Origin of the sequence: Curtobacterium sp. L1-20 (assembly GCF_048755855.1) — a bacterium.
GTDB lineage: Bacteria > Actinomycetota > Actinomycetes > Actinomycetales > Microbacteriaceae > Curtobacterium.
In genome coordinates, this window is record NZ_CP151473.1 from 2,410,708 (window position 1) to 2,430,806 (window position 20,099).

A 20,099-nucleotide genomic window follows, 5' to 3' on the forward strand; every position below is an offset into this window, starting at 1 on the left:
CCGCCGGGCGACGGGATCGTGAGGGAACTGCGGAAAAGTGCACGAACGTGCAGGGGGAGTGTGCGCCGAGGAGTCCCCGGCCGTCCTGCGGCGGAGGGCCGGGTGCACGAACGTGCACCAGGGGCGAACGGGTGCGCGCGCCGCCGATGTACATTGGGGCAACTCCGGTCGACGACGGCGGTGTGCAGCCTCGCGATCGTCCCGCTCCCGTGGAGGTCAGCATGAAGAAGCTCATCAACGATCCGCAGGCCGTGGTCGCCGAGACCGTCCGCGGTTTCGCCCGGGCGCACGCCGGACACGTCGTCCTGGTCGAGGACCCGATCCACCTGCACCGCGCCGACGCACCGGTCAGCGGCAAGGTCGGGATCGTCAGCGGCGGCGGCAGCGGGCACGAGCCGCTGCACGCCGGCTTCGTCGGCCCGGGCATGCTCGACGCCGCGGTGCCCGGCCCGGTGTTCACGAGCCCGACGCCGGACCCGATCGTCGCCGCGACGAAGGCGGTCGACGGGGGAGCGGGCGTGCTCCACATCGTGAAGAACTACACGGGTGACGTCCTGAACTTCGAGACCGCCGCCGAGCTCGCCGGGATGGAGGACATCCGCGTCGAGGCGGTCGTGGTCGCCGACGACGTCGCCGTGCAGGACTCGCTCTACACCGCCGGTCGCCGCGGCGTCGCCGGGACCGTCGTGGTCGAGAAGTGCGCCGGAGCAGCAGCTGAACGCGGCGACGACCTCGACGCCGTCACGGCGGTCGCCCGCCACGTCAACGACGTCACCCGGTCGATGGGCCTGGCGCTCTCCTCCGGCACCGTCCCGCACGCGGGCGAGCCGTCCTTCGTGCTCGCCGACGACGAGGTGGAGCTCGGCATCGGCATCCACGGCGAGCCCGGCCGCGAACGGATCGCGATGGCGCCGGTCGACGAGCTGGTCGACCGGGTCCTCGAACCGATCCTGACGGACCTCGAACCACCGGCGGGGTCACGCCTGCTGCTCCTCGTGAACGGCATGGGCGGGACGCCGCTGTCCGAGCTGTACATCGTCTACCGGCGCGCCGCCGAGGTCCTCACCGACCGTGGCCACGACGTCGCGCGTAGCCTGGTCGGCGACTACGTGACGTCCCTCGAGATGCAGGGGTTCTCGCTCACCGTGACGGTGCTCGACGACGACCTGACGACGCTGTGGGACGCACCGGTGGAGACCCCCGCGCTGCGCTGGGGCCGCTGAACCACCACCGACCACCAGGAAGGAACACGAATTGGCGCTGGACACCGCATGGGCCATCGAATGGGTCCGACGAACCGCCGCGACGATCGACGAGCACCGGGCCGAGCTCGTCACGCTCGATCGCGAGATCGGCGACGGCGACCACGGTGAGAACCTCGACCGCGGCTTCCGGGCCGTGCTCGAGGCCGTCGACACCGGTTCCTTCGAGACGCCGGGGGCGGTGCTCAAGGTCGTCGCGACCCAGCTGATCTCCACGGTCGGCGGCGCCGCCGGTCCGCTCTTCGGGACCGCGTACCTCAAGGCCGCCCAGGCCGCCGGCGACGCGACCGAGCTCGACGCGGACGCCCTCGTCGCCGTGCTCACCGCGGCACGCGACGGTGTCGTCTCGCGCGGCAAGGCCGCGGTCGGCGACAAGACCATGGTCGACGCCTGGACCCCCGCGGTCGACGCCGCCGCGGCAGCGGCCGCCGACGGGCAGGCGCCGGAGCGCGTGCTGGCCGCGGCAGCGGAGGCGGCGGTGTCCGGAGCGGAGTCGACCGACGCCCTCGTCGCCCACAAGGGTCGCGCGAGCTACCTCGGGGAGCGCGCCGTCGGGCACCGCGACCCGGGAGCCCAGTCCACCGTCTACGTCCTCCGCGCCGCGGTCGACGCGGCCTCGGCGGGCACCGAGGGAGCGGGCGCGTGACCGTCGGGATCCTGGTCGTCTCGCACAGCGCCGCGATCGCGTCGGGAACCGTCGAGCTCGCCCGCCAGATGGCGGCGGACGTGCCGCTCGTCGCCGCCGGCGGGACCGACGACGGGGGCATCGGCACCTCGTTCGAGGCGATCACCGCGGGCATCGAGGAGCTCGCCGACGCCGACGCCGTGGTCGTCCTCTGCGACCTCGGGTCCGCCTACCTGACGACGGACACGGCGCTCGACTTCCTCGACGACGACGCCCGTGCGCGCGTGCACGTGTCACTGGCCCCGCTGGTCGAGGGCACGGTCGCCGCTGCGGTCGCCGCGCAGACCGGCGGCGACGTCGACGCGGTCCTGGCCGCTGCCGCGTCGGCCGCGACCCTCGGGACGGACCCGGACCGCGCCTCCCGTCCGTCCCCTGACCAGCCAGGAGGCGCGGTGCCGGCAGACGGGCCGGGCCCCGTCGACGACGCGGCCGCGTCCGAGACCGTCGACCTCGTCAACGCGAGCGGCCTGCACGCCCGTCCCGCCGCGGAGTTCGTGAAGACCGCGGCGAAGTACGAGGCGTCCGTCCGGGTCAACGGCGTGGACGCGAAGAGCCTGCTCGCGATCATGGCACTCGCCCTGCCGAAGGGTGCGTCGGTCGCGATCGACGCCACCGGCCCGGACGCCCGGGACGCCGTCGACGCCCTCGCCTCGCTCGTTCGCTCCGGCTTCGGCGAGTAGCGCGGGCACCGTCGGACTCCCGGACACCGTCGGGCGTACGGGTACCGACGGGCGCTCGGCCGCCGACGGACCCGGGCGCCGTCACGCGACCGAGAGGGTCCCGGCGAGGTCGAGGTCCGACGGCCCGCCGGTGACCCCGGCGTCGGCGAGGAGCGTCGCTCCGAAGACCGCGCTCCAGAACGTCCGTGCGTCACGCCCGACCCCGTTCCGGCTCGTCCAGCCGCGTTCCGTCAGGACGCGTTCGAGGTACCGCTCCGACTGGCGGAACAGCACCGCGAGGAGAAGCCGGACCCGTTCGCGTTGCGCGACGTCGTCGCCGGCCGCCGCGAGGGCGCGGACGACGACCGGCGTGGAGGGCATCGCCAGCGCCGTCCGCGCGAGGACCCGGCGGAGGGACTCCGACGACCGCGCCCGGCGTCCGGCGGTCTGCAGCCGCGTCGTGTCGCGGAGGAAGAGCGTGAAGGCCGCGTCGAGCACGAGCCGGTCCTTCGAGCCGAAGTGGTGCGTGACCTGGTTCGGGTAGACCCCGGCGGCACGGGCGACGGCGCCGACGGTCACCGTCCGGTGCGCGCCGCCGTCGGCGCTGAGCAGCCCGGCCGTCGCGGCGAGGATCCGTGCCCGGGTCGCCGCTCCGCGTGCGGTCCCGGAGCCCTCGGTCGTGGTTGCCACGGGCCGATTGTACGTGGTACAACTCCACTTGTTCAACGTACAAGAAGGAGTCCACGTGGACATCTCGATCACCGGCTACGGCGCCGTCTCCCCGTTCGGCCACGGCGTCGACGCCCTGTGGGACGCGCTGGTCGCCGGCCGCTCCGGTGTGCACGTCCTCGACCGGGCCGGCGCGCAGTGGGACGGCCTGCCGATCCGCGTCGGAGCCGACGCAGCGCTCGACGCCGACGGGGCGCTCGGACGTGTGCGGGCGAACCGCCTCGACCGCAGCCAACAGCTCGCGCTCGTCGCCGCCGACGAGGCGTGGGCGGACGCCGGATCACCCGAGGTCCCGGGTGACCGCCTGGCCGTCGTGGTCGGCACGGGCATCGGGGGAGTGGAGACGTTGCTCGACGCACACGACGTGCTCGCCGTGTCCGGAGCGCGTCGGGTCTCACCCCGTGCGGTGCCGATGCTCATGGCGAACGGCGCGGCGGCCCAGATCAGCATCGCCCGCGGCGCACGGGCCGGCGCCTACACCTCGGTGTCCGCGTGCGCGTCCGGTGCCGAGGCGATCGCGACGGCCGCGCGCCTCATCGTCAGCGGCGAGGCCGACGTCGTCATCGCGGGCGGCACCGAGGCAGCGGTGACGCCGGTCACGATGGCGTCCTTCGCCCAGTCGCAGGCCCTCGCCAAGCCCGGTGACGACGACCCCACGACCATCTCGCGGCCGTTCGACGTCACCCGTCGTGGGTTCGTCCTGGGGGAGGGCGCCGGGTTCGTCGTGCTCGAACGCTCCGCGCACGCCGCCGCCCGCGGCCGGCGCTCGCACGGGACCCTCGCGGGGTGGGGGATCACCTCGGACGCGTTCCACGTCACGGCTCCGCTCGCGGACGGCAGCGAGCAGGAGCGCGCGATGACCGCGGCGATCCGGATGGCCGGACTCACCGGGGCCGACGTCGACCACGTCAACGCGCACGCCACCGGGACGCCGGTCGGCGACGTCGGCGAGGCCGCGGCGATCGCACGAGCCGTCGGCACCGGGGCACTGGTGACGGCGCCGAAGGGCGCCGTCGGCCACATGTTCGGGGCGGCCGGCGCCGTGGAGTCGATCCTCACGCTCCGGGCCCTCGAGACCGGCACCGTGCCGCCGACGCGCAACCTCGAGCACCTCGACCCCGCCGTCGACCTGGACGTCGTCGCCAGCACCGCCCGCACCGCGCCGCTGCGCACGGCGCTCAACAACTCGTTCGGCTTCGGCGGTCAGAACGCGTCGCTCGTGTTCACCGCGGCGTGAGCTCCTGCAGCCCGGTGACCCGGAGCAGGTCGAGCTTCGCGGCGTCCTCCGTGCCGGGGACGGTCGTGTAGACCACGATCCGCAGGTCGCCGCCCGGCACGCTCAGGACGTCGCAGTCGATCTCGATCGGGCCGACCGGCGTGTGGACGGTCTTCCGGCTCGTCCGGTGCTCCGCCACCCGGCCGGTCTGCCACCGCCGCTCGAACTCGGGGGACTCGCGACGCAGACGGGCGACGAGCGCGGCGAGGTCCCGGTCGGCGGGGTAGCGCCCCACGGCCGCGCGGAGGTCGGCGACGAGGTCGCTCGAGAACTCCTCCTGGTGCGTGTCGTCCCAGGCGACCCCGTCGTGCCCGTGCACGAAGTGCCGCCAGACGATGTTGCGCTCGATGCCGGTGTACCGCTCCGGATCCCCCGACACCGCCGCCCACAGGTCGTTCCACAGGACGATGTCGTGCGCTGCCGAGAAGACCGCGAGCGGCACGTCGCCGAGTCGGTCGACGATCCGCTGCACGCCCGGGGTGACGTGGCGTGGGACGACCTGCCGGGACGGCGCCGCGGCACCGGCGACCCGGAAGAGGTGGTCGCGTTCCTCGGTGGAAAGGCGCAGGGCGGTGGCCAGCGCGCCGAGCATCTGCGGCGACGGGTTCGTGGCACGGCCCTGCTCGAGCCGGACGACGTAGTCGACGCTCACCCCGGCGAGCGCGGCGAGCTCCTCGCGGCGGAGTCCGCTCGTCCGTCGACCGGCACCGGCGGGCAGGCCCACGGCCTCGGGCCGCACCCGGTCCCGCCAGGACCGCAGCACGCTCGCGAATTCGCTCATGACCCCATCATGGCTCGGGACCGGGCACCCTCCCTGGTACTGGTGGTCCCACCGTCGTCCGGTGCCTGGGGGCGCGCACGGCGGCAGGGCAGAGTGGACGGCATGACAACGACACTCATCACCGGAGCCAACCGCAGCCTGGGGCTCGAGACGGCCCGGCGCCTCGTCGAGGCCGGCCACACCGTCTTCGCCGGGATGCGCGACCCGTCCGGCGGGGACGACGCCCGCGCACTCGGCGCCCACGTGGTCCGGCTCGACGTGACCGACCAGGACAGCATCGACGGCGCGATGGCCGAGATCCCCGAGCTCGACGTGCTCGTGAACAACGCCGGCGTGCTCGGCAGGTCCTTCGGCGTGGACGACCTGGACGCCGCCGCCATGGCCGACGTGCTCGACACGAACGTCACCGGCATCGTCCGCGTGACGCAGGCCGCGCTGCCACTGCTGCGACGGTCGGCGGCGCCGGTCATCGTGAACGTCGCCTCCGGCGTGGGGTTCACCCGGTGGCTGACGACCCCGGGACACGACGAGTACCCCGTTCCGTCCATCCCGTACGCGGCGTCGAAGGCCGCGGTGATCGCGCTGACCGTGCAGTACGCCAAGAACCTGCCGACGTTCCGGGTGAACGCGAGCGACCCCGGGTACACCGCCACGGAGTTCAACGGGTTCGGCGGCCACCAGACGATCACCGAGGGCACCGACGCGACCGTGGCCCTCGCGACGATCGGGACGGACGGCCCCACGGGCGAGTTCCACGACCGCCGGGGCCGCATCGAGTACTGAGGCCGTCAGCCCTTCGCCCCGGTGGTCGCGATCCCCTCGACGAACTGTCGTTGCCCGATGAAGAACAGGATGATCATCGGGACGGTCGTGATCACCGAGGCGGTCACGATGAGTTCCCAGTGGAACTCGCCGCCGAAGCCGAACTGGTCGACCATCGCCTTCAACCCGCGCGGCACCGTGAACGTCGCGGAGTCGCGCAGGTAGATGAGCGGCTTCATGAGGTCCGTCCAGCTCGCCTGCGCCTCGAAGAGCGCCGTGACGACGAGGGCCGGCTTGCAGAGCGGGAGTGCCACCGACCAGAAGACCCGGAAGTTCCCGGCACCGTCGACCGTCGCGGCGTCGAAGGTGTCGCGGGGGAGTCCGAGGAAGAACTGGCGGAGCAGGAAGACGTAGAACGCCGACCCGAACAGGTTGCCGGCCCAGAGCGGGGTGAGCGTGCCCGACTGCCCGAGGGTGTTCCAGATCATGAAGGTCGGGATCATCGTGACCGCGCCGGGCAGCATCATCGTGGCGAGGACCAGCCCGAACAGCAGGTTGCGCCCGCGGAACCGGAAGTACGCGAACCCCCACGCGACCATCGCTGACGTGAACGTGACGGCGACGGTGGCGAGGAGGGTCACCACCAGCGTGTTCACGATCCACAGCGCCATGGGCGCGGACTGCCAGATCGTCACGTAGTTGTCGAGGGTGAACGTCCGCGGGATCAGCGCGTTGTCGAACACCTGGCTGCGTGGCTTGAAGGACGCGCTCACCAACCACAGGAACGGGTAGAGGAAGACGACCGCGCAGACGACCAACGCGGCGACGGTGAGGCCGCGGCGCCAGCCGCGGCCGGACCCGCGGTCGTCGCGGACCGCACCGGCGGCGCCGGCCCGGACCGAGCGGGGTGGGACCGGTCCCAGCCCGACGCCGGTCGTCGTGTCGGAGGAGGCCGCGCCTCCCGGCAGCGTCTCGGCGCTCATGCGTCACCCGCTTCGTAGTGGACGAGCCGTCGCGAGACCCGGATCTGGACGATCGTGACCGCGAGGATGATGAGGAAGAGCACCCAGGCCATCGCCGACGCGAAGCCCATGTGCAGGTACTCGAAGCCCTGCTGGAACAGGTAGATGACGTAGAAGAGCGCGGCGTCGTTGCCGTAGGCCGAGCTCGACGCCCCGAAGAACGCCGTGTACGACTCGGTGAACGTCTGGAACGACGCGATCGTCGTGACCACCGTGACGAAGAAGATGCTCGGGCTGATCAACGGGAGCGTCACCCGGAGCGTCCGCTGCCACGCGCCGGCACCGTCCAGGGTCGCGGCCTCGAGCAGGTCGCTCGGCACCGCCCGGAGGGCCGCGAGGAAGATGACGACACTCGCGCCGACGGTCCACAGGCTCATGATGACGAGGCCCGGCTTGACCCAGGCGGGGTCCGTCGTCCAGGCGGGTCCGTCGATGCCCACCAGCGCCAGCGCCCGGTTCACCAGGCCGTCCTGCCCGTTGAACACGAGCAGGAAGAGGGCGCCGACCGCGACCGCCGGGGTCATCTTCGGCAGGAAGAACACCGTGCGGAAGAACCCCGAGGCCCGTCCGGCCCGCGCCAGCAACAGCGCGAGGACGAGGGAGACCAGGACGTGCGCCGGGACCTCGAGCACGGTGAACAGCACGGTGTTGCCGAGCGACAGGGCGACCTTCGGGTCCCGGAACAGCTCCACGTAGTTGTCCCAGCCGACCCAGCGCGCAGCGTGGAGGACGTCGTAGTCGGTCATCGACAGCCAGGCGCTCTGCAGGATCGGCCAGAGCGTGAAGACCAGGAACCCGATGATCCACGGACTGATGAAGAGGAGGGCGCTCGTGGCCTCGCGACGACGACGGCGGCGGACGCCGGGGCGCGCTGGCGGGATCGGACCGGACGGAGTGGCGGTCCCGCCGGACCGGGTGGCGGTCGTGCCGGACCGTACCGGTCCGGTGCCGGGTCGGGCTCGTCCTGCACCGGTCGTCGTCATCGTCGTCCTTCCTCGGCCCACGCGTCGTCGAGCGCCTGCTGGGCGACCTGCTGCGCCCTGGTCATCGCCGCCTCCGGTGTCGCCTGTCCGTTGAGCACGCTGTTCACCCCGTCCTGCCACGCCTTCGCGAACTCGGCCGCGGCGGGGTTCGCCGGTGCCGACACCGCTCGGTCGTTCGCCGTGTAGATCGCCCGCACGGCCTGCACCCACTGGTCGTCGTCGGAGCGGCCCTGCGCCGTCGCCTGGTCGAGCGCCATCTGCTCGATGCGGGCGTCCGCCTCGCGGTTCGCGGTGAGCAGTCCGGTGAACTGCTTGTGCGTCGCCGAACCGGCGCGGATGCGTGCCCGCGCGGCGTCGAGCCAGGCGTCGACACCCGTCATCGTGACGGCGTACCGGCAGGCGAGCTGCGGGTCCCGGGCGTTCACCGGCACGGCCCACGCGCTGCCGCCGGCGAACGCGATCGGCTGCCCCTGGCGGTCCCGGAAGGCGTCGAACTGCAGCCGGACGTCCGGGCTGACGTCCTCGAGCACGTTGACGTACCAGTTGTCCATCGGCTGCGCCCCGAGCGCGCCGGACGCGAACGGGTTGTCCTCGCCGAACAGGTCCGCGGCGTCGCGGACGGACTTCACCCTGCCGAACCCGCCCTCGGGCGCGGTCAGGGACGTGGCGTACCGCAGGGCCTCGACCACGGCGGGGTCGTCGAGGCGTGCCGTCCGGCCGTCCTCGGAGATCGGCCGGGTGCCGTTGGCCAGGGTCCACAGCCAGAAGAAGTCGGGCAGCTTCGCGTCCACGCCCATCACGTCGAGGCGTCCGCCGCTGGTCCGGGTCATCGCCTCGTTGGCGGCGCGCATCGCCTTCCAATCGGACCCGTTCACGTCGGCCATCGTCAGGCCGGCACGGCGGAGCAGGTCCGTCGAGGCCATCGCGATCTGCAGCTGGTTGAACTCCGGCACCCCGTAGACGTGCCCGCCGTGCGAGACCTGCGCCACCGCGGACGCGCGGAACTGCGACGTGTCGGTGCCCGACCCGGCGAGGCACCGGTCGAGGGGGAGGAGTGCGCCCTGCGTGGCGAGGGAGCCGATGTCGTCACGGGAGGCGTAGACGAGGTCCGGCGGGTCACCGGCCGCCACCGCCGACAGGAACGTCTGCGTGTCGAGGGCGCCCTCGGCCATCGAGACGCGGACGCCCTTCCCGAGGGCGTGCCGGGCGTCGCGGTCGCGCACCTTCGCGACGTCGTCGCCGAGGCCGAACCCCATGACGTCGAGCGTGCCGCTGAGGTGTGCCCTGAGGGAGTAGTCGACGTCGCGGTCGTCCCGGGGCTGGATGCCGGAGGCGCAGCCGGTGAGCACGAGTGCGCCGACCACCATCGCGGCGAGGCCGGCGGTCCGGGTGACGGTCCTGGTCGTGGTTCGCTCTCGGCGCGCGGACACCGTTCCTCCGTTCCCGCACCCGCCGTTGGGTGCGACCCCTGCTCCTCCTTCTACCGGGATCCGGGCGGTCGGGGACCGCCGGGAGCCGGCTCGCTGCGTTCCGCGGACAAGCGCCCGCGGGACGGTCGTGCGGTCGGTCGGGAGGCGCGGGCCGCGTCCGCACCGCTCCCACCGTCGCCCCGTGGTCGCCACCAGGGCCGCCCGCACGTCTGTCAGGATGGCCGGATGCGCGCAGTGCAGTACGACCGCTTCGGTTCCGTCCCCACCATCGTCGACCTGCCCGAACCGGTCGCGCCCGAGGACGGCGTCGTCGTCCGGGTCGCCGCCACCGGCGTGTGCCGGAGCGACTGGCACGCCTGGAAGGGGCACGACGACTCCGTCCGACTGCCGCACGTGCCCGGGCACGAGTTCGCCGGCGTCGTCTCGTCCGTCGGCGCCGCGGTGTCGCGCTTCGCGGTGGGCGACCGGGTGACGGCACCGTTCGTGTTCGCGTGCGGGACGTGTGAGCAGTGCCGGGCCGGTGCGACGCAGGTGTGCACCCGGCAGCAGCAGCCCGGCTTCACCCTGCCCGGCTCCTACGCCGAGGCCGTCGTGGTGCCCCACGCCGACGTCAACCTCGTCGCCGTGCCGGACGCCGTGGGCTTCGCCGAGGCCGCCGGTCTCGGGTGCCGCTTCGGCACCGCGTACCACGCCGTGCACGCTCGTGCCCGGGTGTCCGAGGGGGAGTGGGTCGCGGTCTACGGGTGCGGCGGCGTCGGCCTGTCGACCGTCATCGTCGCGGTGGCTGCCGGTGCACGAGTCGTCGCCGTCGACGTCGCACCCGCCGCGCTCGCCCGGGCCGAGGCCCTCGGTGCCGTGCCCGTCCCGATGGACGACGGCGTCACCACGGCGGTGCGTGCCGTCACCGGCGGCGGGGCGCACGTCTCCGTGGACGCCTTCGGCAGCCGGGCGACCTCCGTCGCGGCCGTCGCGTCGCTGCGACCGCGCGGGCGGCACGTCCAGGTCGGGCTGCTGCTCGACGACGAAGCGCTCCCGGCGATCCCCATGGGCCGGGTGATCGGCGAGGAGCTCGAGCTCCTCGGCAGCCACGGGATCAGCGTGGGGGAGTACGCCGCGATGCTCGACGACGTCGTGGCCGGTCGGCTGCGCCCCGCCGAGAGCATCGGCCGCACCATCGACTTCGACGACCTGCCGGCGGCGCTCGTCGCGATGGACGGTCCCGCGGCCTCGGCGGGCATGACCGTCGCGGTGCGCTGACCCGGTCGGGCCGTCAGGCCACGGTGGGCAGCAGCTCCGCCAGGAGCACCTGCACGCGGCGCTTGATCTCGTCACGGATCGGGCGGACGTCCTCGATGCCCTTGCCCGCCGGGTCGGTCAGGTCCCAGTCCTCGTAACGCTTGCCGGGGAACACCGGGCAGGCGTCACCGCAGCCCATCGTGACGACCGCGTCCGAGTCGCGCACCTGCTCGGTGGTGAGGACCCGCGGACGGTTCGCCGTGATGTCGATGCCGTCCTCGGCCATCGCCCGGACCGCCACGGGGTTGATGCGGTCCTTCGGCTCGGAACCGGCGCTGCGGACCTCGACGCGGTCGCCGCCGAGGGTGAGCGCGTAGCCCGCGGCCATCTGGGAGCGGCCGGCGTTGTGCACGCAGACGAACAGGATGGTGGGCTTCGCGTCCATCGGTGCGGGGTTCCTCTCGTCCACCGGACGACCATACCGGGCAGCCGGACCTCGGGATCGGACGGAGCCCCCTGGTCGGGTGGTATTCCACATGCGACGATCCGTGGGTGATCTGCTTCGTCGTCCAGGCGCACCACCAGCCCGCGCACCACGAGCGCCTGGTGCGGACGCTCGTCGCCGACGGTGACGTCGTGGTCACCCACGTGAATGCCTCGGCGGACCAGAGCCGGTTCGCCGCCGTACCCGGATCCTCGTTCACCGCCGAGCGTGTCGACGTGCACTGGCGCGGCTTCAGCCAGGTGGAGGCGACGCTGGTCCTGCTCAGGACTGCTCGTGAGCGACACCCGGACGCGTCGCACTACTGGTTCATCAGCGGTGACAGCTACCCGGTGCGGTCTCCCGGAGCACTCCGCGACATGCTCGAGGCCGACCCGGAGCGGCAGTTGATCAACATCATGCCGTTCCCGGCGCCGGAGATGGGCAAGCCCGAGAACCGACTCTCCGGCATCTGGATCGAGCACGATCCGCGCGGCGCGAGGCGGACGACCACGTTCTTCCGGGTGCTCCACCGCATCACCCGCCGACCGTGGCGGCGGGCACTGGACGGGCGGCAACCGTTCTGCGGGAGCAACTGGTTCACACTGACGGCCGGAGCGGTCGACGCGGTGCTGCGGCTCTCCGACGACCGCGCGGCGTTCCGGGCGTTCTGCGGTCGGACCGTCTGCGCCGACGAACACTACTTCCACACCCTCCTCGGCGAGACCCGCTTCCTGAGGAGCACCGCGCCGGCGGGCATGTTCGCGGACTTCACGTCGCCGCAGGGTCCGTGGCCGAGCCAGCTGACGGAGGAGCACGTGGAGCGCCTCGTGGGCCAGGTGCCCAGCGACGCCCGTGACGGGTGCGGACGATCGGGGAGCTACTTCGCGCGGAAGTTCACCGACGACACCAGCGACGCACTCACCGCGGCGATCCGCGAACGCCTCTGGCCGCTGCCGATCGCTGCACCGGCACGCAACCCGGTCATCGACGCGTACGTCGACCGGCAGACCGAGGGGTTCCCGCTGGTCTGAGCCCGGTGGCCGCGCGGGACCTGCTCACCCCGACCTCGTCATCCCCTGGTCACGGTGCCGGCGGGCGCTGCCCTCGAGCGACCACGGGCAGTGTCGTGCGGCGCCCGCCGGCGTCCCTCGCAGGACTGGTACGGTCGGCCGAACCCACCGGGTACCGACGGCCGATTCGCCCGTCGACCGCCCTCCCTAGCGTCGGAGGGTGCCCACCGAACTCCCCTCCCTGACCGGTCTCCGCTGGCTCGCAGCACTCGGCGTCTTCGGCTTCCACGTCGTCGTCGTGCAGTACTTCGGCGGGGCGGGAGCGCAGGTCGTGGGGACGGTCTTCGGTGCCGGCAGCTCCTGCGTCGCGCTGTTCTTCGTCCTGTCCGGCTTCGTCATCACGTGGGGGTCAGACCACGCGTCCGTCGGGCGGTTCTGGCTGCGCCGCATCGCGCGCCTGTGGCCGCTGCACCTGGTCGGGGTCGTGCTCGCACTCGTCGTCGCGGCCACCACCGTCCCGGGGATCCGCACGACCGACCCGGTGGGGGAGCTGGCGGACGTCTTCCTCGTCAGCACGTGGCACGACGCGTGGTGGCAGGCGGGCAACCCGGTCAGCTGGTCGCTGGCGTGCGAGGCGTTCTTCGCCCTGGTGTTCCCGCTGCTGTACGCCGGGCTGCGCCGGTGCGCGACGCCGGTCGTGACGGGCGTGGCCGTCCTCGCCCTGCTCGTGACGTTCGCCGCCCCCGCGCTCAGCGCACACCTGCCGGGGCACCCGTCGAGCTACTCGTCGCCGCTGATGCGACTGCCGGAGTTCGTGCTCGGCGTCGCCTGCGCCCTGCTCGTGCGGGACCGTGGCTGGGCAGGTCCGCCGCTGGTGCTGGGCGTCCCGGCCGCGGTGCTCGGCTACCTCGCGTCCGCCGGGACGCTCCCGGTGCCGCTGCCGGCCGGGGCCAACCCGACGGCGATCGCGGTAGCGGGGTACGCGCTGCTCGTCTGCGCCCTGGCCAGGACGGACGTGCGCGGGCATCGGTCCGTCCTCGCGTCGCGGCCGTTCCAGGAGCTCGGCCGGCTCTCGTTCGCCTTCTACCTGGTGCACCTGCTGGTGATCGCCTCGGTGTCCTCGCCCTGGCCCGACGGCCATCCGCAGATCGCGTGGCTGCCGGCCACCCTCCTCGCCCTGACCTCGCTGACGATCGCGCTCGCGCTCGCAGCGGTGCTCCACCACGCGGTCGAGGTCCCGGCGCGGCGCTGGATCCTCGGGTTGGTCGGCGGCCGCCGTGCATCCGGTGCGCGACGGTCTGAGAGTCCGGTCCGGGGCGCGACCGGCGACTGACGGTTGGGGATCGACGGTCGGGGGAGACGGCGCAGGCCGTGGTGCCGCTCGCGGCGCTGCGTGGAACCCCGCAGGCGCGCCGTCGACCCGGCACCGCAGACTGGCCCGGCTCGTCCCGAGCCCCGCCGATGAGAGGTCGTCCCATGACACCCGACGAGGTCCTTCGTCACGCCGCCACCCCGTTGCGCACGCCGGTGTACCCGGTGCGTGCCACACGGTTCACCGATCGCGAGTACCTCAACGTGGTGTACCGCACCGACCCGGACGCGCTCCGCGCCGTCGTCCCGGAACCACTGCGGATCGACGAGCCCCTCGTGCGCTTCGAGGTGATGCGCATGGGCGACGTCGACGGCTACGGGCCGTACGTCGAGTCCGGGCAGGCGATCCCCGTGACGCTCGACGGCCAGCCGGGGGAGTACCTGCACGCGATGTACCTCGACTCCTTCGCCGCGACGGTGTCCGGGCGGGAGCTCAGCGCGTACCCCAAGGTGTACGGGTCGGCGGCGCTCCGGGTCGACCACGGCGCACTCGTCGGCACGCTGGACCACGGCGCGGAGCGCGTCGCGACGGCCACCATGGCGTACAAGTGGGACGCACTCGATCTCCAGGAGGCCGCCGCCGAGATCACCGTGCCGACGTTCATGGTCAAGATCGTCCCCGACGTCACGACCGGTCGGCTGCTGACGGCGCAGCTCGTGCGGACGCAGATCGTCGACATCACCGTCACCGAGGCGTGGACCGGCCCGGCGCGGCTCCAGCTGTTCGCGCACGCACTGGCCCCGATGGCCGACCTCCCGGTGCTCGAGGTGGTCCGGGCGTCGCACATCACGACCGACCTCACACTCAGCCCGGTGCAGACGGTGCACGACTACCTCGGGGAGCGGTAGGGCGCGGAGCGTCCGGCTGCCGGCAGTCACGAGACGGTTGCTCGTCGTCCCTCGAGGAGTCCGAGGAACGCGAGGTCGTCCGCCACCTTCGTGATCAGCGCATGGTCGAGCGACGGGATCTCCGCTGCACCGCACGGTCGGATCGAGCGGACCGCTGCGGAGAACGCGTCAGCGGGCACCGCTGATCCGGCGTGGGGCTCCTCCGGTGCGGCGAACGCGTGGATCAGCGGCAGGACCGATCGGGCACGGTCCTCGTCGGGGAGCGTGTCGAGTGCGGAGCGGAACCGGTCGACCCACTCGGAGTGGTCCGCGACGCGCTCGATGTGGTGTCCGTCCTCGATGAGCCAGTCGACGACGGTGTCGAGCGAGACGCCGTCGTCGTGGGGGTTCACGACGTTGAAGGTGCGGTGTCCATCGGAGACGTCGGAGCCGATGCGGTTGATCGCGGCGGCCGTGAAGTCCGCGGGCAGGCCGTCGTAGTGCGAGGACAGGCGTTCGCCGCCCGGGCCGCGCCGGACGAACGACTCCGGGGCCAGCCCGGTGGTGAGCACGCTCCAGACCAGTCGGGTGAACACGTCGGGGAGGTTGACCTGGCCGCGCCAGCGCGGGTGCGCGAGGATCATGTCGGAACGGAACACGGCGACGGGCACGCCGTGGCGGTCGTGCGCCTCGCGGAGCATGACCTCGCTCGCCCACTTGCTCGCACCGTAACCGTCGGCGTAGTCGTCGCCGACCGCCCAGGTGGGGATGGTCGAGCGGATGTCGGCGTGCTCCTCGAGTGCGGCGGGCGCGGACGGGTCCGCTTCGGTCGTGGCGCTCGGTCGTGCACCGCCGGCGACGGCGACGCTCGACACGAAGGTGACGGGCACGCTGCCGGCGGCGATCGCCAGGCGGACGACCTCGGCGGTGCCGACGACGTTCGGGCCGAACAGCGCCGTGTACGGCAGGACGTGGTTCACGAGCGCGGCGGCGTGCGCGACGAGGTCGACGCGGCCGGCGAGGTCCTGCCACCGCCGTTCGTCGAGGCCGAGGTGGTACTCGCTGACGTCGCCCGCCAGGACCTCGAGCGAGCCCGCGAGCTCCGCGAAGTGGTCGGCGAAGGCGGGATCGGCGGCGAACGCGGTGTCGAGGCGGTGCCGGGCGTCGGCGTCGTCGGTCCCGCGGACGATGCACACGAGCGTGCCGCCGGCCGGGGCGAGCTGTTCGAGCCAGTCGATGGCCATGAACCGGCCGAGGTAGCCGTTGGCGCCGGTGAGCAGGACGGTCCGGGGTGTCCCTGCGAAAGCGGCGGTGCGAGGGACCGTCGCCGGGGTGCCGCCGAGCAGCCGGTCGAGATCCAGGTCGCCGGCGCGGAGTGTCGACGGGTCGGCACCGTGCACGCGGGCCACGGTGGGCCGGTCGTCCGAGGCGGTGCGCTCGATGTGGGCGGCGACCGCGGCGAGGGTGTTCGTCGGGTCGGTGATGACCCCGACGGGCACGTCGACGTCGAAGACGTCCTCGAGGATGCCGGAGAAGGTCAGCGCGGACAGTGAGTCCCCGCCGAGGTCCGAGAACCGGGCGGCCGCGGCGGCGTCCGGGGCGACCTCGGCTCCGAGGAACTCGCGGGCCGCGCGCACCACGGTGTCGACCGTCGGCTCAGCGTCGGGACGGTGCCGCAGGGCCGTCACGAGGGCGCCGGTCTGCTGCTCGTCGACGGTGTCGTAGAGGGCGGCGAAGCGGTCGCCGTACCGTTCCTCGACACGGGGGCGCAGGAGCTTGCGGGCGTCCGAGAGCAGGCCGTTCTCGACGGTGAAGGGCTGCGGTTCGACGATCACGCCGCGCGGCACCTCGTAGGGAGCGAGGCCGCGTTCCCGTGCGGTGCGCTGCAGGGCGCCGAGGATGTCGCGTTCGGTGGATCCCGGCGTCGCGGGGACGACCACGGCGACGAGGAACGCGTGTCGGCTGTCGCCGTGCAGTGCGACCTGGTGGACCTCTGGTGTCCCACCGTAGGTCGCCTCGAGCGCCGAGATCGCGACGAACTCGCCCTGGGACAGCTTGATGACGTTGTTCCGACGGTCGAGGTACTCGTACGTGTCGGGTCCGGTCTGCGCCATGACGTCGCCGGTGCGGTAGAAGCCGTCGGCGTCGAACACCGCCGCGCTGACGTCCGGCCGCTGGTAGTACCCGGTGATGACGGCAGTGCTCCTGACCAGCAGTTCGCCCCGTGGGTACGGCTGGTCGGTGGTGCGGTAGCCGAGTTCCGGGACGTCGACGAGCTTGTGGTCGGTGACGGGCGGCTGTTGGATCGTCCCGTCCAGGAGGATGTTGCCCGCCTCGGTCGACCCGTAGAGGTCGTGCAGGGCGGTCCCGAGGCACTCCTCGATGTACGTGCGGAGTTGCGGCGCGAGCGGGGCGCTGGCGCAGATCGCGTTGCTGACCCGGCCGCCGAACGCCCGCACACGCAGGTCGGCCTGGACCGCGGCGCGGATCGCAGCCGGGTCCGTGGCGCGTGCGGCGAGGCGCTGCTGTTCCGCGCGGTCGCCCTCCTGCCGCAGCATCTCGGCGACGCGTGGGACGAACACGAACTCCGTCGGTGCGAAGGTGCGGAGGTCGTCGAAGAGCGTCGACAGGTCGGTCGAGGTCGCGAGCGCGACCGTGCCGCCTCGGCCGAGCGTGGCGAGCACGGCGGCGCGGCCGGTGAGGTGGCTCATCGGCAGGTACGCGTACCCGACGACGTCGGCGTCCGCGCCGTCGCCGTGCCCTGCGGGACCTGCGCCCGCGGCCCGCTGCGGGCGCAGCGAGTGCCACAGCCGCTCGACCATGGAGCGGGTGTACATCGCACCCTTCGGGGTGCCGGTGCTGCCGGACGTGTAGAGCAGGAGCGCGAGGGGGTCCTCGCCGGGTTCCGGGTGCCACGGGGTCCGGCGTGGCGAGCCCGCACCCCGGGCGGCGAGTTCGTCGAGCGTCGCGTCGGCGCCGGCGGGGGAGTCGGTGTCGAGGAGCATGGTCAGCACGTGGCTGCCCGATGCTCCGGCGGCTGCCCGGGCGGTCGCCGACTGCTCGGCGGTGGCGGCGATCCAGACCGGCGCCGTCTCGTCGAGGATCGCGTGCAGGGCGTCGGTGGACGCGCTCGTCTGCAGCGGCACGCTCACCGCGCCGAGGATCCACACCGCGATGTCGAGCGTGAGGACGTCAGCGGTCGGGGCACCGAGCACCGCGATCCGGTCGCCGGCCGACACCGTCCCGCTGAGCGCTGCTGCCACCGCGCTCGCCCGGTCCCACAGTTCGCGGAAGCTCGTGTCGGTGACGACCGCTCCGGCCCGTTGCCGCAGTGCCGGACGGTCGGCATGCTCCGCGAACACCGTCTCGATCGAGGTGTCGTCGTGCTGCTGCCCCATGGTCTTCGTCCTCTCCTCGTTCGTCCCGGTGCGCTCCTGCGCCCGGCTTCATCGTCCGGCGAGCGCGATGGCCGCGAACGCCGTCCTTCCGTCCACGGCCCACCTGCCGGTTCCGCCGAACGGCCTTCCTCGGCGTGCGCTGACCGCGAAGGACCCGTCCGGGCGGAGTTCGACGTGCGCTCCGTCGATGCCGTACCAACCCCCGTGCGCCGACGTCCGCGCCTTCGCGACCGCTTCGCTGGCGGCGAGGAGCACGCTGTCCGGACTCTCAACTCCGGTTCGGCGGAGGGCGTCGAGTCCTGCGACGACGGGGGAGCGGTCGAGGTCCGCGATGCGTGTGAGCACGCCGACAGGGAGGGCGCGGGCCGGTGTCGCGTCGATTCCGATCCCGACGTGCTCGTCGCGTCGCCCCACGGCGCAGGCGCGGAGCCCGACGCAGTGCGTGATGCTGCCGACGACACCGTCCGGCCAGACGGGCGCTCCGCTCCGTGCGACGGGGATCGCACCGCACTGGATCCCCATGCCGGCGAGCGCCCGGCGGGCGAGCACGCGACCGGTGACGAACTCCGCGCGGCGTTCGGGGAGCGCCGTCGCGACGGCGTCACGTTCGCCGTCGGTGACGACTCCGTCCAGGTCGTGATCGGTGGTGACGACGACCACCGAGGCAGGGAGGAGCTCCGTCCACGGGGACCGCTCTAGAAGTTGCACTCTGCAATCACACGCCGGGTACCTCCGTGTTCGCCGGGTGCTCCTCACGGCGAACCCGGTGTGTCCGGACTCTGGCAGCGTCGAGATGAGACGACGATGAAGTGACGACAGTCGGAGCGTTCGAGCCAGCAGGCTCCACCCGGGCGACCCGTCGGAGACCGCGGGCCCGAGCAGGCCCGGAGGGGAGCGGTCGCGTGTGAAGTGGGACTACGGAGGGATCACGAGCTGGCCGCTCGATCCGACTGAGTTGACATAATATGCATTATCGGCTCGCGGCCACGGCGTGAGGAACGGCTCCCGAGCGACCTCGTGTCGCCTGCCAGACCTTGACGGCGACCTCACGCGCAGCGTGCGGCACCGGCGACGAGACCATGGTGACGTACGGCTGCTCGACGGCACCGAGCGACGTCTTGAACCGCGCGATGCCGTCGTCGACGCGACCGACCAGGTCCAACGCCGTGTGGCCACGTTCCAGCGACCAGCACATGACGTCGTGGAACAACGCCGTGCTCGGGTTCACCGACCGGTGTTCGCGGAGCGTGCCGCCGGCCCAGCCGGTCGCGACGGGATGGCTGCCCAGGGTCACGATCACGCCGGACGTCTCGCCGTCGACGACCGCGGCTCCGAGGTAGACGTCGTCGCGTCCGTCCGCCCAGCGTTCGATCCGTGCTCCGATGTCCTCCGGGTACGGCGACGGCACGCCCCGACTCGTGTACGACTCGCCGAGGACCCGCGGCAGGAACTCGGTCGTCTCCCCCGGAGCCGCCCGCCGGACCTCGACGCCGTTGCGCTCGGCGGCACGGAGGGCCTTGCGGGCACTGCGGTGCATCCCCGTCAGCAGCTGCTCCGTGGACGAACCGACCAGGTCGATCGCGAAGGTGCGGTCGGTGGACCACTCGACACCCGCCCGGTCGAGCACGCCGCCCGCCGGCACCGCCGCCGGCCCGAGGTCGAAGCGTGCGATGGGGACGCCGTGCCGCAGCTGCCAGGACCGGAACGCACGGAGCGTGTCCACGAGCAGGTCGGCGGGTACCAGGGGCCCGACGAACGGGAACGGCGGGTCCGCAGGACGCGGGACGCGGCCCGGCCGCAGCAGGACCGGGAAGACACCCACGGCGCTGCCGTCACGGGACACCACCAGCGGGACGAACCGCCACCCGAAGATCTCCGACTGCAGCTGCAACCAGGACCAGTCGTGGAACCCGGTCGCACCGGGGCTCGCCGCGACCAGGGCGTCCCACTCCAGCGGGTCGTTCGTGGCCCGGAACCGGATCGTCGTCCGCACGCTCGTCTCCTCTGATCGCTCGGAGCGAGCCTAGGCACCGCGCCGCGGACCCCGGCGTCGGCAGCGCGCGGCGTGCGGTTTCCCGCCGAGGTCCGGCGTGACCGCGTCGGTCGGCACCCGGCCCGGATCGCTGTCCCCGGACTCCCCCCGGACACGACGGTGCGGGCGCCCCTCGTCGAGGAGCGCCCGC

At 72.9% G+C, this 20,099-nt stretch carries 18 protein-coding genes; 9 read left to right on the forward strand and 9 right to left on the reverse strand.

Annotation, left to right across the window (positions count from 1 at the left end; genetic code table 11):
- Window positions 1-221: 221 nt before the first annotated feature.
- From dhaK to dhaM, 3 genes are read left to right on the forward strand one after another with little or no spacing between them, the layout of a single operon-like run.
- Complete coding sequence (gene dhaK / locus AAEP86_RS12920; RefSeq protein WP_420367738.1) at window positions 222-1,223, forward strand: dihydroxyacetone kinase subunit DhaK; 1,002 nt, start codon at window positions 222-224, stop codon at window positions 1,221-1,223.
- Window positions 1,224-1,254: 31 nt separating this feature from the next.
- On the forward strand, window positions 1,255-1,908 hold the full coding sequence (gene dhaL / locus AAEP86_RS12925) for a dihydroxyacetone kinase subunit DhaL (RefSeq protein ID WP_420367739.1): 654 nt from the start codon (window positions 1,255-1,257) through the stop codon (window positions 1,906-1,908).
- A complete protein-coding gene (gene dhaM / locus AAEP86_RS12930; RefSeq protein ID WP_420367740.1) occupies window positions 1,905-2,627 on the forward strand; it encodes a dihydroxyacetone kinase phosphoryl donor subunit DhaM in 723 nt (240 codons plus the stop codon). Before dhaL ends, dhaM begins: the two co-directional genes overlap by 4 nt.
- Before the next feature lie 81 nt (window positions 2,628-2,708).
- Here dhaM and AAEP86_RS12935 read toward each other — a convergent pair whose 3' ends face one another.
- Window positions 2,709-3,296, reverse strand: coding sequence for a TetR/AcrR family transcriptional regulator C-terminal domain-containing protein (locus AAEP86_RS12935; protein WP_420367741.1), 588 nt, complete (start codon window positions 3,294-3,296; stop codon window positions 2,709-2,711).
- Between the two features lie 55 nt (window positions 3,297-3,351).
- Here AAEP86_RS12935 and AAEP86_RS12940 point away from each other — a divergent pair, with 55 nt between their 5' ends.
- On the forward strand, window positions 3,352-4,572 hold the full coding sequence (locus tag AAEP86_RS12940) for a beta-ketoacyl-[acyl-carrier-protein] synthase family protein (protein WP_420367742.1): 1,221 nt from the start codon (window positions 3,352-3,354) through the stop codon (window positions 4,570-4,572).
- On the opposite strand, the gene AAEP86_RS12945 is transcribed toward AAEP86_RS12940, so the two are convergent.
- Entirely contained in the window at window positions 4,559-5,392 is an 834-nt protein-coding gene (locus tag AAEP86_RS12945; RefSeq protein ID WP_420367743.1) for a helix-turn-helix domain-containing protein, read from the reverse strand. The genes AAEP86_RS12940 and AAEP86_RS12945 overlap by 14 nt on opposite strands.
- Before the next feature lie 102 nt (window positions 5,393-5,494).
- Between AAEP86_RS12945 and AAEP86_RS12950 the strand changes: the two genes are divergently transcribed.
- On the forward strand, window positions 5,495-6,175 hold the full coding sequence (locus AAEP86_RS12950; protein ID WP_420367744.1) for an SDR family NAD(P)-dependent oxidoreductase: 681 nt from the start codon (window positions 5,495-5,497) through the stop codon (window positions 6,173-6,175).
- A gap of 5 nt (window positions 6,176-6,180) precedes the next feature.
- Here AAEP86_RS12950 and AAEP86_RS12955 read toward each other — a convergent pair whose 3' ends face one another.
- Genes AAEP86_RS12955 through AAEP86_RS12965 form a run of 3 tightly spaced genes read right to left on the reverse strand, consistent with a single transcriptional unit; the run spans window position 6,181 to window position 9,589 of the window.
- The gene (locus AAEP86_RS12955) at window positions 6,181-7,137 is read right to left on the reverse strand and encodes a carbohydrate ABC transporter permease (RefSeq protein WP_420367745.1); all 957 of its coding nucleotides are present in this window, start codon (window positions 7,135-7,137) and stop codon (window positions 6,181-6,183) included.
- The gene (locus tag AAEP86_RS12960; protein WP_420367746.1) at window positions 7,134-8,159 is read right to left on the reverse strand and encodes a carbohydrate ABC transporter permease; all 1,026 of its coding nucleotides are present in this window, start codon (window positions 8,157-8,159) and stop codon (window positions 7,134-7,136) included. Before AAEP86_RS12960 ends, AAEP86_RS12955 begins: the two co-directional genes overlap by 4 nt.
- A complete protein-coding gene (locus tag AAEP86_RS12965; RefSeq protein WP_420367747.1) occupies window positions 8,156-9,589 on the reverse strand; it encodes an extracellular solute-binding protein in 1,434 nt (477 codons plus the stop codon). The genes AAEP86_RS12960 and AAEP86_RS12965 overlap by 4 nt, the downstream gene beginning before the upstream one ends.
- Window positions 9,590-9,814: 225 nt before the next feature.
- On the opposite strand from AAEP86_RS12965, the gene AAEP86_RS12970 reads away from it, so the two are divergent.
- A complete protein-coding gene (locus AAEP86_RS12970) occupies window positions 9,815-10,846 on the forward strand; it encodes an alcohol dehydrogenase catalytic domain-containing protein (RefSeq protein ID WP_420367748.1) in 1,032 nt (343 codons plus the stop codon).
- Between the two features lie 13 nt (window positions 10,847-10,859).
- Here AAEP86_RS12970 and AAEP86_RS12975 read toward each other — a convergent pair whose 3' ends face one another.
- Window positions 10,860-11,270, reverse strand: coding sequence for an arsenate reductase ArsC (locus AAEP86_RS12975; RefSeq protein WP_420370482.1), 411 nt, complete (start codon window positions 11,268-11,270; stop codon window positions 10,860-10,862).
- 107 nt (window positions 11,271-11,377) lie between these two features.
- Between AAEP86_RS12975 and AAEP86_RS12980 the strand changes: the two genes are divergently transcribed.
- From AAEP86_RS12980 to AAEP86_RS12990, 3 genes are all read left to right on the forward strand, one after another.
- Window positions 11,378-12,340, forward strand: coding sequence for a beta-1,6-N-acetylglucosaminyltransferase (locus AAEP86_RS12980; protein ID WP_420367749.1), 963 nt, complete (start codon window positions 11,378-11,380; stop codon window positions 12,338-12,340).
- 199 nt (window positions 12,341-12,539) lie between these two features.
- Entirely contained in the window at window positions 12,540-13,652 is a 1,113-nt protein-coding gene (locus AAEP86_RS12985; RefSeq protein WP_420367750.1) for an acyltransferase family protein, read from the forward strand.
- A 143-nt stretch (window positions 13,653-13,795) separates the two neighbouring features.
- Window positions 13,796-14,539, forward strand: coding sequence for an acetoacetate decarboxylase (locus AAEP86_RS12990; RefSeq protein WP_420367751.1), 744 nt, complete (start codon window positions 13,796-13,798; stop codon window positions 14,537-14,539).
- A gap of 26 nt (window positions 14,540-14,565) precedes the next feature.
- Here the strand turns inward: AAEP86_RS12990 and AAEP86_RS12995 are convergent, their stop codons facing one another.
- From AAEP86_RS12995 to AAEP86_RS13005, 3 genes are all read right to left on the reverse strand, one after another.
- Complete coding sequence (locus AAEP86_RS12995; protein ID WP_420367752.1) at window positions 14,566-17,916, reverse strand: thioester reductase domain-containing protein; 3,351 nt, start codon at window positions 17,914-17,916, stop codon at window positions 14,566-14,568.
- A 48-nt stretch (window positions 17,917-17,964) separates the two neighbouring features.
- Window positions 17,965-18,576, reverse strand: a complete 612-nt coding sequence (locus AAEP86_RS13000) for a 4'-phosphopantetheinyl transferase family protein (protein ID WP_420367753.1) — start codon at window positions 18,574-18,576, stop codon at window positions 17,965-17,967.
- A 310-nt stretch (window positions 18,577-18,886) separates the two neighbouring features.
- A complete protein-coding gene (locus tag AAEP86_RS13005) occupies window positions 18,887-19,909 on the reverse strand; it encodes a lipid II:glycine glycyltransferase FemX (RefSeq protein ID WP_420367754.1) in 1,023 nt (340 codons plus the stop codon).
- Window positions 19,910-20,099 lie beyond the last annotated feature (190 nt).